The following is a 14,477-nucleotide window of genomic DNA, read 5'->3' on the forward strand; positions in this document are numbered from 1 at the left end:
GCGACGACTCGACTCCTTGGGGGGAGAACCGAACTGGCGAGCGACGGCTTCGAGCGTCGCCGCAAAACGAGAACGCGTCTTACTCGTCGCCGAAGCCGACCAACTCGGCGTCCTCTCTGGCCCGCGTCGCGGCCGCGTCGATGTCGAACTCGAACTCCGAGACGACCTCGCCGTCGCGGATGAGCGGTTCGAGGAGCGCCTCGCCGTCGGTCGGGCCGGGGCGTCCGCGGAGGCCGACGTGGTGGCCGCCGTCGGCCGTGCGGTAGACCTCCTTCACGCCGGAGAGCTTGCCCCGCTTGGCCGCGGGTTCGCCGTCGACTTCGACGATGTCGAGCGCGAAGTCCACCGGGTTGGCGTTCGAGATGTAGCCGCCGACGCCGAACCCCTCGACCACGTCGCGGAGGTGCCGGAGTTCCGCCGGGCCGAGGCCGCCGCTCACGAAGATGCCCACGTCCTCGTGGCCGCGGGCGTCGAGTTCCCAGCGGACCTCCCGGACGATGTGTCGGAAGTCCCCCCGCCGCGAGGACGTGGTGTCGAGGCGGACGCTGTCGAGGTCGTCGCCGAGCGTCTCGACCGCCTGCAGCACCTCCTCGGTCTCGTCGCCGTAGGTGTCGCAGAGAGCGACCCGCGGCACGTCCTCGTCGACGGCCTCGTCGAAGGCACGGAACGCCTCCGCCTGGTTGCCGCGACCGAAGGCGATGAGGAGCGCGTGGGGCATCGTCCCCGACGCCTCCTTCCCGAGAATCTCGCCGGCGGCGACGTGCGAGAAGCCGTCGAGGCCGGCGACGAGGGCGCTCCGCTCGACCATCGCGGCGATGGAGGGGTGGACGTGGCGCGCGCCGAACGAGAGAACCGTCGAGTCGGGGGCCGCCGTGCGGGCTTCGAGGGCGGCCGTCGCACAGCCCGAGGCGTGCGAGAGGAAACCGAGCAGCGAGGTTTCGAGCCGAGCGAACTCGAGGTAGTCGCCCTCGATTCGCATCACCGGACCGCCGTCGAACAGCAGGCCCTCGGGCATGGCGTCGACGTCGATATCGCGGTCGGAGAGCAGTTCGGCGGCGTCTTTCACGCCGGCGAACAGCTCGAAGTCGCCGTCGGGGAACTGGTCGGCCGTCACCTCGGCGACGACGCGGGGGTTCTTGCCCGCGTGTCGGAGGGTCGCCTCGGTCCGCTCGAAGTAGGCGTCGGTCGCGACGCCCTCGCGGATGGCCTCGGGACCGACGATATCGAAGTCACTCATTGGCGCGGATTCCACCCGGCCGATGAAAAAGGTGTATAATCGGTCACGTGCGTCGAAGAGGAATTTTCTTCACCGCGATGGACGGGCCGATCAGCAAACGAGGATGCTCGTGCGGTAGGTGGTGTCGTCTTTTTTCACGTATCCATTGCCGACACTCCACCGACGGTCGTGAAAGCCCGCGGGAGACTCGGAAAGCGCGTCGTCGAACAGCGCTTGCTCCTCTGGCGAAAGCGAGTCGTACGGAACGACGTCAGCGTCCGCAGGAACGTCGTCGGCTGGGTCGACTCCCAGAGACTGACCGCAACTGTTCGACCACGGAACGAGCGTTCCGGTGGCGAAGAGGAAGACGACGACGAACAGGACGAGCGAGAGGGAGACGATAGCGAACAGACCGAGCCGACGGGGCATACAACCTAATGTCAGTTATGACACAAGTGCTTTCTCCTACCTCTGACGGTGAACCTCGTCTAACCGCTCCACCGTCGGCGCGTTGACGACGGTGACGGTGTCGCCGTCTCTCGTCACCCGGTAGGCGTCCGCGAAGGGGCCGTCGTCGACGAGGTAGGTGTTCTCGCCCGCGTACGACCCGCCGAGGCGGAGCTTCAGCGTGTAGGTCACGTAGGCCCGCTCGAACTGCTCGGCGTCCGCCTCGGAATCCCAGACCGTCTTCCAGACGTAGCCGCGCTCGTGCGGGTTCGCCTCGTAGGTCTCGTCCGACGCCGGGCGGTAGGGAACCACCGCGTCGCCGGCCCAGCCCTCGGAGGGACCGGCCGTGTAGTTGTACGGCGAGTACGCGCCGGTGTCCTGTTGGAGTCGCCCCCGGTCGATGGCGCGGTGCTTCCAGAACGTCGCGAAGATGGACGCCTCGCCGACCGTGTCGGCGACGGGGTCGGTGTCGTAGCGCGTCCACGCGGCCGACGAGCGGTCTTCGACCGTCACCTCGACGGGGCGCTCGTCGGGGTATCGCTTCGGGTGGAGCACCTGCTCGGTCGAGGCGGGGCGGTCGGCGTAGGCGTCGTCGACGGCCGCCCAGCCGCCGCGCTCGCGCAGGTCGGCGACGAACGTCGGACCCTCGCTGTAGGGCGCGTAGATGGTCAAGAAGACCGGGTAGTCGTACGACCCGCTTCCCGAGCCGCTGGCCGGCGGCCGGGGGACGCACTCCCAGTCGGTCTCACAGCGCTCCTCGTACAGTCGGTCGACGTAGCGGGCGTCGCCTTCGACCAGTCCGTTCTCGGCGAGTTGGGCGTCCTGCGTCGGCGGCGAGCCGTCCAGCCCGAAGTGCTGGTCCTGCAGGGCGTGGTGGAGTTCGTGAGCGAGCGTCCGCCGGTCGATGGTCGGTCGGTCGTCGTCGCTCACGAGGACGATGCGGTCCTCCGAGGGCGAGTAGTAGCCGAGCACCGCGCCGCCGTACAGCTCGTCGAACACCTCGTCGATGGTCCGGTCCTCGCCGACCAGCAGGAGCGCCTCCCACACCTGGTCGTTCCAGTCGCTGTGGACCGGGTCTGCGGGCTCCTCGGACTGGTTTCGGTACTCGGCGCGCGAGATGACCTCGACCGGCACGGACTCCTCGAACTCCAGTTCGCGCACGACCTCGACGCGGGCCATCGTCCGGGCGACGAACGCCTCGCGCTCCGTCGCGTTCAGGCCGTCGGACTGGTTGACCGCGATGGACTCGTTGTACCAGTAGCCGGCCTCCCAACCCAGCCGGTCGGTCGGCGGGTCGTCGGGCCACGCCCAGTCCTCGGCCGGGTCCGCGGTCCCGTCCGCGTCGTTGGACGCGTCTCCCGCGGCATTCGGGTCGGCGATGGGGGCGGCACAGCCCGCGACGACGAGGAGAAGGGCGGAGAGAACGGCGGCGAGGCGGCGGCGATTCATAGCGGATGCAGGGGCGGGAGACGAAAAAGCGTCTCGGCGCGGGGGTTACGACGCGAGTCCCGGCCGAATCTCGTCCACGTCGGCGGGTGCCGGCCCGTTGACGATGACGACGCGGTCGCCGGTCCGGACGACCCGGAAGGCGTCGTTGAACGAGCCGTCCTCGATGACGTAGATGCCGTCGTCCCGCTGGGTGGCGTCGTTGGCGCTGAGGATGTTCAGGTAGGCGTCGTGGAACTCCTGTGCGTCGCCGTCGGTGTCCCACTCGGTCACCCAGACGTAGCCGTACTCGGTCTCAGCGCCGGCCTCGTTGCGGTAGGGGAACAGGCGGTCGTTCGCCCACCCGTTCGACGGCGCGGCGTCGTAGTTGTACGTGTCGTACCGCGAGTTCGTGTCGAGGATGGACTGGACGCGGACGGTCTGCGCGCCGGACGTGCGGGCCTGATACCAGAACATCGAGAACATCGACGCCTCGCCGACCGTGTCGGAGCCCTCGACGCCCTGTTCGGGGAAGGTGGTCCAGCCGTTCGTCCCCTCGTCGGCGAAGGAGATGGGACGGGGCGACTCGTCGGTCACGTGGATGGTCTGTTCGGTGGACGCCGGCGGGTTGCGCAGGGCGTCGTTGACGGCCTCCCAGCCGCCCCGTTCGTACAGGTCGTGGACGTAGACCGGACCGTCGGAGTACGGCTGGTAGATGGTGAGCAGGATGCCGAGGTTCGGACCGCCGCCGCCCGACCCGCCGCCGGAGCCGCCCGCGGCGGGCGTGACGACGCAGTCCCACGCGCCGGCGTCGCACTGCTCGACGTACTGCCGTTCGACGTACTTGGCGTCGCCCTCGACGATGCCGTCGATGGCGAGGTCGCCGTCCTGCGTCTCGCCGCGGAAGCGGGCGTCGGTCAGGTCGAAGTGCTGGTCCTGCAGGGCGTGGACCAGTTCGTGGACGAGCGTGGCGTTGTCGATGGTGGGCTCGTCGGTCGAGTCGGTGACGATTTTGATTTCGTCGTCGGACGGCGAGTAGAAGCCGAGGACCGAGCTCCCGGTCGTCTCGGAGATGGCGCTCGCGCTCCCGGTCGACTCGCCGGTGATAAACAGCGCCTCCCACACCTGGTCGTTCCAGCGGTTGAACTCGGAGTCGGCCGAGCCGGAGCCGCCGGCGTTGCCGCTGCGGTAGTCGGCGCGGGAGATGACGTCCACGGGGACGCGTTCGTCGAACTCCAACTGTCGGATGTGCTCGACGCGGGCCATCCCGCGGGCGACGTACGCCTCCATCTCGGACTCGTTGAGGCCGTCGGACTGGTCGACGTCGATGGCCTCGTCGTACCAGTAGCCGTCCTCCCAGCCGAGCACGTCCCGGTCGGGGTCGTCGAATCCGTCTCTGTCCGGGTCGGGCGTCGCGGGCGGCGCGTCGCCGCCGGGCGCGGCCGTGGGGGCGGCACAGCCGGCGAGAACCAAGAGTAGGGCGGCGAAAACGGCGCGGAGACCGGTCGTTCGCATATCGTACCCTTGGACTCCGGAGTGAAGTACCTTGTCGGGTTCGGGCGTCGAAACGGGCCGGCGCGTACTGTTTTGGTCGTCCCGGCGCAACCGACGCGTATGGCACTCGACCCGAACCGAACCGCGGTGGTCGTCGTCGACATGCAGAACGGCTTTTGTCACCCCGACGGGAGCCTGTTCGCGCCGGGGAGCGAATCAGCAATCGAACCCGTCACGGACCTCGTCGACGCCGCCCGCGACGCCGGCGCGCGCGTCGTCTACACCCGTGACGTGCACCCGCCGGAGCAGTTCGACGGCAATCACTACTACGACGAGTTCGAGCGCTGGGGCGAACACGTCGTCGAGGGGACGTGGGACGCCGACCTCCACGGCGACCTCGACGTCCGCGACGAGGACCTCGTCGTCGAGAAGCACACCTACGACGCGTTCTACCGGACGCAACTGGAGGGGTGGCTCGACAGCCACGGCGTGGACGACCTGCTCATCTGCGGCACGCTGGCGAACGTCTGCGTCCTCCACACCGCCGGGAGCGCCGGCCTGCGGGACTACCGGCCGATTCTCGTCACCGACGCGCTCGGCTACATCGAGAAGGAACACAAGGAGTACGCCGTCGACCACGCCGACTGGCTGTTCGGCGAGACGGCGACGCTCGCGGACGTGGCGTTCGAGTAGGCCGACGGCCCCGCCGGGCACGACTGCAGCCGCGACCGGAGCCGCTCCTCACTCCCGAAAGAGCCGGTACGCGCCCTGTCCGGTGGCGACGGCGTCGTTCCAGTCGCTCGACGGCGACTGCCGGGCGGCCACGTCCGAGTCCTCCTCGGGGTCGGTGCTGACGACGGTGATGGTGCTCACGCCGACCGACCCGCCGGCGCGGACGACCTCGGCGACCGCGGTCAGGTCGCCCGACGCCCGCCGCAGGTAGTTCACGTTGAGGTTGATGGTGGCGACGCCGCCGGCGAGCGGGTCGTCGAGCATCGTCCGCAGGGCGATGCCGCCCGCGGTGTCGATGAGCGTCGCCGCGATGCCGCCGTGGATAGTCGGCGGCGACACGGTGTTGGTGAGCTTCTCGTCGTACGGGATGGTCATCACGATGCGGCCGCGCTCGATGGCGTCGACGCGGGTGTTGAGCCACGACAGGTAGCCGTGTTCGTCCTCGATGTGCCGCTGGACGATTGCCGCGGCCTCGGCGGGAAAGTCGTCGGTCATGTCACGAACGAGTGTGTCAAATGGCATGTAACCGACGGTCGGGGACGGTCTCGTCGGACACTCGTCAGGTCGGTATCACGTGAGATATATACAGTTTCCCGGACTGATAGGCGTATGAGCGATTCCCGCGTCGTCTTCGTCGACGAGTGCCCCGACGGTCTCGTCGAGGCCGTCGAGCGACGCGGTTTCACGACCGAGACGTGCGCGGACCTCGACGCGGTGGTCGAGGGCCTCGACGCCGTCGACGGCGTCGTCTTCTGCGGCGACGTCGACACCGAACTCGTCTCGCGCGTCCGGAATCGAATCGGCGTGATACCGGTCTTTTTTCTCGCCCGTGACGGACCCCAAGGCTCCGCCAAGTCCGCCCACGGGAACGGAGCCATCGTCATCGACTACCCGAAGACGGAGAAGGCGGTTGCCGCGGTCGCCGCGCGAATCGAGCGCGCCATCGAGTTCTCCCGGTGGGCGTCGAGCGAGCGGGACTCGGACTCGCTGTACCGGACGGTCGTCGAGCAGAGCCACGACGCCATCTTCATCGCGCAGGACGGCGACTTCCGGTTTTGGAACCGTCGGCTGACCGAACTCACCGGCCGGAGCGACGACGAACTCGCCGAGACCGCGCTCTTGGACGTCATCCACCCCGACGACCGGGAGAAAGTCAGACGCATCTCCGAGACGCGGCGGCGGGGCGGCGACGCGCCCGTGAGCTACGAGGTCCGCCTCGTCGACGCCGACGGCGACGTCCGCGAGTGCGCGGCGAACGTCAAGGACATCGAGTATCACGGCTCGTACGGCGTGCTCGTCTCGATGCGCGACGTGACCGAACAGCGCGCCACGGAGGCGCAGTTCCGCGGCCTCGTGGAGCTGGCGCGCGACCTCGTGACCCTCGTCGGGACCGACGGGCGAATCAAGTACCAGAGCCCCTCGGTTACCGACGTGCTCGGGTTCGAGCCCGGCGAACTGGTCGGCAGACGCGTCTCCGACCTGATTCACCCCGACGACTGGGAGCGCGTGGAGGCCGTCTTCGAACGCGCCCTCCGGACGGGGGCCGACGGGACCGACCCCGTCCGGTACCGCCACCGCAACGCCGAGGGGTCGTGGACGTGGCTCGAATCCATCGGAAGCAACCAGGCGGACACCTCGGTCGGTGGGTTCGTCGTCACCTCGCGGAACGTGACCGAACAGCGGAGCTACGAACAGCGGCTCAAACGGTACGAGACCATCGTCGAGAGCATCGGGCAGGGCGCGTACGTGGTCGACGACGAAGGCGTCGTCCAGTTCATCAACGAGGCGGCGCTGTCGCGGACGACCATCCCCATGTCGGCGTTCGTCGGCCGGCACATCTCTGCGCTCCGCGACGCCGGGTATCTGGCCGCCGACCAGTACGAGCGCGCCCGGGCGGCCCTCGACGCCATCCTCGACGGCGAGAGCGACCGCGAGCGGTTCGAAATCGAGCTGTCGCTTCCGTCGATGAACTACGTGGTCGAGTTCACCGTCTCGCCCATCCTCGGCGACGACGGCGCCGTCGAAGGCGCGGTGGGTATCTCGACGGACGTCACGGCGCGAAAGCGGTACGAACAGCGGCTCAACGCGCTCCACGCCTCGACCCGGCGGCTGACGGGCGCGACGAGCCGCGAAGAGGTCGCCGAAATCGTCCGTGAGGCCGCCACCGAGGTCCTCGACTACGGGATTAGCGGCGTCCTCCTGTACGACGAGTCGCTGGACGCGCTCGTCCCCGCGGCGTTCACCGACGAGGCGTGGGAGGTGTTCGGCGACGTGCCGCCGATTCCGCGGGGGACCGGCCTGACGTGGGAGGTGTTCGAGCGCGGCGAGCACAACCTCTACCGGGACGTGGAGTCGAACCCGAAGCGGTTCATCGTCGACGCCGGGGTCACAGAGGAACTCATCGTCCCGATTCCGGACCACGGCGTGTTCTTCGTCGCCTCCCTCGACGAGGGGTCGCTGGCCGACCAGCGCATCGCGCTGGCGAAGGTGCTGGCCGCCAACACCCGCGCGGTCTTGGACCGGGTCGAGCGCGAACAGCTGCTGCGTCGGCGCGAGCGCGAACTCGCCAGCCAGAACGAGCAGCTCGAATCGTTCGCGTCGGTCGTCTCCCACGACCTCAAGAACCCGCTGAACGCGGCGATGGGCTACCTCGAACTCGCCCGCGAGCGGTACGACGGCGACGAGTTGGACCGCGTCTCCGACGCCCACGAGCGGATGGCGGGCATCGTCGAGGACGTGCTGGCGCTCGCGCGAAACGGCCAGACGGTCGAGGAGGCCGAGCGGCTGTCGCTCGGGGCCGTCGCCGAGGAAGCGTGGACGACCGCCGCGAGCGACGCGCCGGAAGCGACGCTCACCGTGGAGGGCGACGTCGCGGTCGACGCCCACCGCGGGCGGCTCAGACAGCTCCTCGAAAACCTCTTTTCGAACGCGATTCGACACGGCGGCGACGACGTGACCGTCGGCGTCGGCCCCCTCGCCGACCGCGACGGGTTCTACGTCGAAGACGACGGCCCGGGGATTCCGCCGGACGACCGCCCCCGCATCTTCGAGGCGGGCTACACCACGAGTTCGGAGGGGACCGGCTTCGGACTCAGCGTCGTCATGAGCGTCGTGAACGCCCACGGCTGGAGCGTCTGGTTCGTCGAGAGCGACGCCGGCGGCGCGCGGTTCGAAATCACGACGGAGAGCGACCGTTGACGGCCTCTGAAAGCGACCGCTGACGCCGCGAGAGTGTCGCCGGCGGCGGCAACACTAATTGGCGGTCGTCCGAACGAAGCGCCATGGAAACCCCAGACGAGACGACGGTCCGTGCGGTAGAGTCGTGTCGGGACGCGCTCCCGGAGACCGTCGACGGCGGGCGGGTGCTGTTCGGGTTCGACGGCTACATCGACCGCGTTCGGGAGTTCGTCTCCGAGCGGCAGTCGGCCGACGCCTACGAGCGGGTGCCGACGCTCGAAGCGTTCGCCGACCGCGTGAACGACTCGGTCGAAGCCGAGAGTTCGCTCTCGTTCGAGTGGATTCAGTCGAACGTCCGAACCGGCGGACACGTGAGTCACCTCGCCCGCGCGTTCGACCGACTGGGGTTCGAGCCCGGGGTCGTCGGCTGTCTCGGCGAGCCGGTCGAAGAGCCGTTCGTCGAGGAGTTCGGCCACCTCCCGCTGGAGACGCTCGGGTCGCCCGGCTACACCGACGCCGTCGAGTTCGACGACGGGAAGCTGATGCTCACCGAAATCGGCGCGCTGATGACGCTCGACTGGGCCGGAATCGAGTCGCGGGTCGGCCTCGACCGACTGGCCGAGCTGGTCGACGGGACCGAGCTCGTCGGGATGGGTTACTGGTCGGAGATGCCCGAGCTACCGGACGTGGCCCGCGGCCTCCGCGAGGAGTTGTGGCCGACGCTGTCGGACCCGCCGGAGACGCTGCTTTTGGACCCCGGCGACCTCAGAAAGCGGGAGCCCGAGGTGGTCGCCGCGGGCGTCGAACAGGTGTCCGCGCTGGACGACGCGGTGCGCGTCGTCGCGTCGGCGAACCGCTACGAGACGCGCTATCTCGCGCGGTTGGCGGGCGTCGAGAGCGACGACTTCGGCCGCGAGTCGCAGGCGGCGTTCGAGCACCTTGGCGTCAGTCGCTTCGCGGGCCACGGCATCGAAGCGGCCCACCTCATCGACGACGAGGGGGCCGCGACCGTCGGCGTTCCCCGGACGGACGACCCGGTGTTGACGACGAGTTCCGGCGACCACTTCAACGCCGGACTCGCGCTCGCGCACGTCCTCGACCTCGGCCGCGCGGAGTCGCTCGTCGTCGGCAACGCCGTCGCGGGACACTTCGTCCGAAACGGGTCGCCGCCGACGTACGACGAGGTCCGTGCGTTCGCCTCGGAGTACCTCGATTACTTCGACGCCGCTTAAATACCGATTGTCCACACAAGGGTCAGATATATTACTAGAATCAGCGTACCGATATGCGTCGGTGGCACCCCCCACACGGGCGCACCGCCGGAGAGACCGCAGGTCGCCTCCGTCGCGGTCCACTTTCGACACCACCGTGGCAATCCGCGCCCGGTTGCCACATCCCCACCACGGTCCCGTTCTGACGCGTCGTCGGCTCTTCACTCGGACCGCGAGTCGCGGTCGATGTCGTCGATATCGTCTATCGCCGAGCCGACGAGGTGTCGGAGCGCTCGCCGGAGTCGCTGTGAGAGCGCCTGTTCGGTGATGCCCAATCGGCTCGCGATGTCGTCGAGGCCGGTCTCTTTCGGCGTCTCGAAGTAACCCCGTTCGAAGGCGAGCCGAAGCGCCGCGAGTTGCTTTTCCGAGAGGTCGCTGTCGGGCGGGTGGCGCTCGTCGAGGCGGGCCGGTTCGACCCGGCGCACGTCGATATCGATGTCGCGGGAGAGACACGCGTCGTGGAACCGGGTCGTCAGCTCGTTCGACGCGAAGTACACCGACAGCGACCAGCCGTACCTCGTGCCGACCATCCGCCGGACGATGCCGTCGCACTCGCGAATCGCCGAGATGATGTCGCCCTCGTGAGTCGCCCACTCACAGCGGTAGAGCCGTCCCTCGGGGCCGTCGGAGACCGGCTCGAAACACTCGATGTTCACGTGGTCGTCGAGGAAGTCGTCGAGCTCCTCGCGGTCTCTCCCGCGGGCGACGAAGTAGGGAACCGGCTCGCCCGACACCGGGATACCGCCGACGAACGTGAGTTCGAATTCGGGGTCTTCGAGCGTCGCATCGGGGGACGCGCCGGCCAGCGGGTGACCGAGTTCGACCTCGTACCCGGTGTCGCGGTCGTCAGTCATCGCGGCGCGGAGACGGCGGCGTCGAAGACTGAAACGACGGTGCACGTTCGTATATCGAGTCTCACAAACAGAGAAAAATACGAGTGAGCGAAGGATATTTTTTGCGGAGACTCGGCCTTTCATAGTAAAGGCATTTAAAAACTAACCCCCCAGAATGGAGGGGTTCGGTCGGTCGCCATCGGGCGGCGCGTTCGTGTTAGTATTAAATCATTTCTGTCGAATCAGTCGAGGCGCACCGGGTCGTCGCTGGGGCGAATCGCGACCGACACCTCGTCGCCGACGGCGAGGTCGTGGCCGGGACAGACGACCTTGGTCCCGAAGTCGGTTCGGGACGCGAATAATGACATTCCAGTCACACGAATTCCGTCGACGAGCACGTCGAAGTCGGCCCACGGAACGTCCCGGCCGGCGGTCCGACCGACTCGCTCGCCGAGGAGCGACAGGGATTGCCCGTCCGCGACGGAAGAGAGCGTGCCACCGAACCCGTAGTGGGCGAGGCCGCCGTCGAGGACGACGCCCTCGTCGCTGCCGAGGCCCACGAACTCGTCCGGTCCGACCCCCGCGTCGGCGCGGGTCGGGGCGTCGAGGACGACGAACGTCTCGGCCGTCTCGACGACGGTTCCCGTCCCGTCCCAGTCGAGCGGCGAGACGGTCACGTCGGTCGAAACCGGGAGCGACCCCCGGGCGCGGTGCTGATTCGCGTCCGCGGGGCGGAAGCCGAGGTGGACGTGGTTCGCGACCCACGGGGCGAAGAAGCCGGAGCGGACGAGTCGTCCCAGCGAGTCGCCGACCGCGACCTCGTCGCCCGCGGCAACGTCGGGTCGGACGTGGAGGATTCGCGCCACCAGTCCGTCGCGGGGGTCGTCGACGGCGTCGCCGAGCCAGTCCAGCCCGGTGGCCTCGGCGTCGACGTCGACGAGCACGAGGTACTCGTCGTCGTGGGCGTAGGGCTTGTCGGGCGCGCGGACGGTCCGCGTCTCGCGGACGACGCCCGCGACGGGCGAGCGGGCCACCGGGTCGTCGTCGGCGACGTAGAGGTCGATGGCACAGCCGCCGTCGTGGGCGGGGTACGGCGAGTTGTAGAGCGAGAAGCGCTCGAAGCGCGAGAGCATCGACCGCGGCAGTCGCAGCATGGTCGTCGGGACGGGACGGGTGTTCTTAGGTACGTCGGGGTGCTTCCTTCGGGCATGCGCGTCATCCGCGGCCGCGGGCCCGACCGAGACGCAGACCGGGCGGTCACCGCGGCCATGCTCCGCGAGGCGGGCGAAACGGGCGAACCGGCCTTCCGGGCGTGGACGCCGCACCGACAGCTCGCGTTCGGCAGGCGCGACACCCGCGCCCCGCGGTACGACGAGGCCGTCGCCGCCGCCGAAGAGCGGGGCTTCCCGGCCGTCGAGCGCTCCGTCGGCGGCCGGGCCGTGGCCTACACGGGAACCACCGTCGCGTTCGCACACGCGCTCCCGCTCGACGACGCCCGGGCCGGACTCGACGCGCGGTACGAGGCCGGAACGACCGCCGTCGTCCGCGCCCTGCGAACTCTCGGCGTGCCCGCGCGGCGGGGCGAGCCTCCGGAGTCGTACTGCCCCGGCGACCACTCGGTCCAAGCGGGCGGGAAACTCTGCGGCATCGCCCAGCGGGTCCGAAAAGAGAGCGCGCTCGTCTCCGGCGTGGTCGTCGTCGCCGACCGCGACGAAATCGCCGACGTGCTCGCGCCCGTCTACGAGGCCATCGAGGTCCCCTTCGACCCGGGTTCGGTGGGCAGCGTCGCCGACGCCGGCGGCCCGGGAAGCCCCGACGCGGTCTGCGACGCCCTCGAAGCCGTCTTCGTCGGCGACGCGGAGACGCGAGTCGAAGACGCGGCGGACCTCGCGTGAGCGTCCTCAGCCACGACCGCCCGCGGGGCGACGCACCCGGCCGCGGCCGCTCCCCGAACCGCGACTACCCGAACCGCCGGACTTAGCACCCGGCGCGTCGCACCCCCTCGTATGCGAATCGAGAACGCGACGCTGGCCGACGGCCGCGTGGTCGATGTCCGCGTCGAGGACGGGACCGTCGAGGCGGTCGGCGACCTCGACCCCGTCGCCGACGAGGAGACCGTCGACGCCGAGGAGAACCTGCTTCTACCGGGCGCTATCGACGTGCACGTCCACTTCCGCGAACCGGGATTCGAACACAAGGAGACGTGGGAGACGGGCGCGCGGAGCGCCGCCGCGGGGGGCGTGACGACCGTCGCCGACCAGCCGAACACCGACCCGACGACGACCGACGGCGCGAGCTTCGACGCGAAGGCCGAGCGCGCCGCGAAGTCGTGTATCGACTACGGCATCAACGGCGGCGTCACCGCCGACTGGGACCCCGACAGCCTCCTCGACCGCCCGCTTTTCGCCCTCGGCGAGGTGTTCCTCGCCGACTCGACCGGCGACATGGGCATCGAGGCCGACCTGTTTTCCGAGGCCGCGGAGCGCGCCGGCGAGGCGGGCGTGCCCGTCACGGTCCACGCCGAGGACGCCGACCTGTTCGACGAGTCCGCCATCGAGGGCGACCTCGGCGGGGTCGGCCGCGACGCCGACGCCGACGCGTGGAGCGCCTACCGCACCGCCGAGGCCGAGGCGGCCGCCGTCGAGCGCGCCGTCCGCGTCGGCGGCGAGACCGGCGCGCAGATTCACGTCGCCCACACGAGCACGCCCGAGGGCGTCGACGCCGCCCGCGACGGCGGCGCGACCTGCGAGGCGACGCCGCACCACCTGTTTCTGTCCCGCGACGACCTCGCCGAGTTGGGCACCTACGGCCGGATGAACCCGCCGCTCCGGTCCGAGGCGCGCCGCGAGGCCATGTTCGAGCGCCTCGCCGACGGCCGCATCGACATGGTCGCCACGGACCACGCGCCGCACACGCGCGAGGAGAAAGAACAGTCACTCCTCGACGCCCCGAGCGGCGTCCCCGGCGTCGAGACGATGGTTCCCCTGCTTCTCGGCGCGGTCGTCGCCGGCGACCTCACCGCCGAGCGCGTCCGCGACGTGGTCGCGGCGACCCCCGCCGAGGTGTTCGACCTGCCGCGCAAAGGCCGAGTCGAGGCGGGCGCTGACGCCGACCTCGCGCTCTACGACCTCGACGCCGCCCGCGAGATTCGCGGCGCGGACCTCCACTCGAAGTGCGACTGGACCCCGTTCGAGGGCCACACCGGCGTCTTCCCCGAGTGGACGATGCTCCGCGGCGAGTTCGTCTGGGACGGCGACGAGTTCGGCGAAGTCGCAGGCGAGAACGTTCGCGACTGACCGGAGACGGGAACCGACCGGGGGGCGGCCCGCTCAGAACCGCGCGGCCGCGACCTGCGCGCCTTTCCAGCCGACGCCGACGAGCACCGCGAGCGGCGCCGTCAGGACCACGAGCGAGACGGCCGACCCGGCGAGACCGCCGAGTCCGCCGAGCGCCGACGACGCGACGACGGCCGCGAGGAAGCCGCCCACGGCGAGGGCCGGCGAGACCAGCGCGTAGGCGAACAGCCAGCGCTGGTTGCGAGTGAACTCGACGCCGTAGCCCGGTCCCGGCGGGATGAGCAGGCCGCCCGCGAGGAGGACGAAGCCGACGAGTCCGAACACGAGGAGGAAAAAGCCCGCGAGTCCGTGGACGAAGCCGTCGCTTCCGGGCGGCGGTGGGGGCATCGTGACGGCGGTCCGCCAGACGAACGCGAGGAGCGCGGCCCCGACACCGGCGACGGGAAGTTGGAGCGAGCCGAGGACCGCGCGGAGCGACCATCGCATCGGGCCGACTGTCGGCGGGGAGACAGATAGCAGTTCCGTCGCGGCCGGGGCGTCGGCCGGGAGTCGGACGACCCCGATGCAAGCGAATCCTTTTCCCGTC

The 14,477-nt window shown here is 69.6% G+C and carries 13 protein-coding genes; 5 read left to right on the forward strand and 8 right to left on the reverse strand.

Going from position 1 to position 14,477, the window contains the following annotated elements; translation table 11 throughout:
* Window positions 1–79 precede the first annotated feature (79 nt).
* From DEQ92_RS15715 to DEQ92_RS15730, 4 genes are all read right to left on the reverse strand, one after another.
* A complete protein-coding gene (locus DEQ92_RS15715) occupies window positions 80–1,237 on the reverse strand; it encodes a nicotinate phosphoribosyltransferase (RefSeq protein ID WP_004976453.1) in 1,158 nt (385 codons plus the stop codon).
* 90 nt (window positions 1,238–1,327) lie between these two features.
* Entirely contained in the window at window positions 1,328–1,645 is a 318-nt protein-coding gene (locus tag DEQ92_RS15720) for a hypothetical protein (protein WP_115805382.1), read from the reverse strand.
* A 36-nt stretch (window positions 1,646–1,681) separates the two neighbouring features.
* Window positions 1,682–3,112, reverse strand: coding sequence for an Hvo_1808 family surface protein (locus DEQ92_RS15725; RefSeq protein WP_115805383.1), 1,431 nt, complete (start codon window positions 3,110–3,112; stop codon window positions 1,682–1,684).
* A gap of 45 nt (window positions 3,113–3,157) precedes the next feature.
* The gene (locus DEQ92_RS15730) at window positions 3,158–4,603 is read right to left on the reverse strand and encodes an Hvo_1808 family surface protein (RefSeq protein WP_115805384.1); all 1,446 of its coding nucleotides are present in this window, start codon (window positions 4,601–4,603) and stop codon (window positions 3,158–3,160) included.
* Window positions 4,604–4,702: 99 nt separating this feature from the next.
* Here DEQ92_RS15730 and DEQ92_RS15735 point away from each other — a divergent pair, with 99 nt between their 5' ends.
* Window positions 4,703–5,275, forward strand: coding sequence for a cysteine hydrolase family protein (locus DEQ92_RS15735; protein ID WP_004976457.1), 573 nt, complete (start codon window positions 4,703–4,705; stop codon window positions 5,273–5,275).
* 48 nt (window positions 5,276–5,323) lie between these two features.
* On the opposite strand, the gene DEQ92_RS15740 is transcribed toward DEQ92_RS15735, so the two are convergent.
* Window positions 5,324–5,809 carry a PaaI family thioesterase gene (locus DEQ92_RS15740; RefSeq protein WP_004976458.1) on the reverse strand — a complete coding sequence of 162 codons (486 nt, stop codon included), beginning with the start codon at window positions 5,807–5,809 and terminating at the stop codon, window positions 5,324–5,326.
* Window positions 5,810–5,923: 114 nt separating this feature from the next.
* Between DEQ92_RS15740 and DEQ92_RS15745 the strand changes: the two genes are divergently transcribed.
* Together DEQ92_RS15745 and DEQ92_RS15750 are read left to right on the forward strand one after the other, a co-directional pair.
* On the forward strand, window positions 5,924–8,512 hold the full coding sequence (locus DEQ92_RS15745; protein WP_115805385.1) for a PAS domain S-box protein: 2,589 nt from the start codon (window positions 5,924–5,926) through the stop codon (window positions 8,510–8,512).
* Between the two features lie 83 nt (window positions 8,513–8,595).
* Window positions 8,596–9,723 (forward strand): hypothetical protein, encoded by a 1,128-nt coding sequence (locus tag DEQ92_RS15750; protein ID WP_050459222.1) that lies wholly within the window; start codon window positions 8,596–8,598, stop codon window positions 9,721–9,723.
* Between the two features lie 200 nt (window positions 9,724–9,923).
* Here the strand turns inward: DEQ92_RS15750 and DEQ92_RS15755 are convergent, their stop codons facing one another.
* Together DEQ92_RS15755 and DEQ92_RS15760 are read right to left on the reverse strand one after the other, a co-directional pair.
* Window positions 9,924–10,616 (reverse strand): helix-turn-helix domain-containing protein, encoded by a 693-nt coding sequence (locus DEQ92_RS15755; RefSeq protein WP_004976461.1) that lies wholly within the window; start codon window positions 10,614–10,616, stop codon window positions 9,924–9,926.
* Window positions 10,617–10,837: 221 nt separating this feature from the next.
* Window positions 10,838–11,749, reverse strand: a complete 912-nt coding sequence (locus tag DEQ92_RS15760) for a hypothetical protein (protein ID WP_115805386.1) — start codon at window positions 11,747–11,749, stop codon at window positions 10,838–10,840.
* A gap of 54 nt (window positions 11,750–11,803) precedes the next feature.
* Between DEQ92_RS15760 and DEQ92_RS15765 the strand changes: the two genes are divergently transcribed.
* A complete protein-coding gene (locus DEQ92_RS15765; protein WP_115805387.1) occupies window positions 11,804–12,490 on the forward strand; it encodes a lipoate--protein ligase family protein in 687 nt (228 codons plus the stop codon).
* 111 nt (window positions 12,491–12,601) lie between these two features.
* Window positions 12,602–13,891 (forward strand): dihydroorotase, encoded by a 1,290-nt coding sequence (locus DEQ92_RS15770; protein ID WP_115805388.1) that lies wholly within the window; start codon window positions 12,602–12,604, stop codon window positions 13,889–13,891.
* A gap of 33 nt (window positions 13,892–13,924) precedes the next feature.
* On the opposite strand, the gene DEQ92_RS15775 is transcribed toward DEQ92_RS15770, so the two are convergent.
* A complete protein-coding gene (locus DEQ92_RS15775; protein WP_115805389.1) occupies window positions 13,925–14,377 on the reverse strand; it encodes a hypothetical protein in 453 nt (150 codons plus the stop codon).
* Window positions 14,378–14,477 lie beyond the last annotated feature (100 nt).

It is taken from the genome of Haloferax sp. Atlit-6N (assembly GCF_003383195.1).
In the GTDB taxonomy this organism is placed as follows: domain Archaea; phylum Halobacteriota; class Halobacteria; order Halobacteriales; family Haloferacaceae; genus Haloferax; species Haloferax gibbonsii.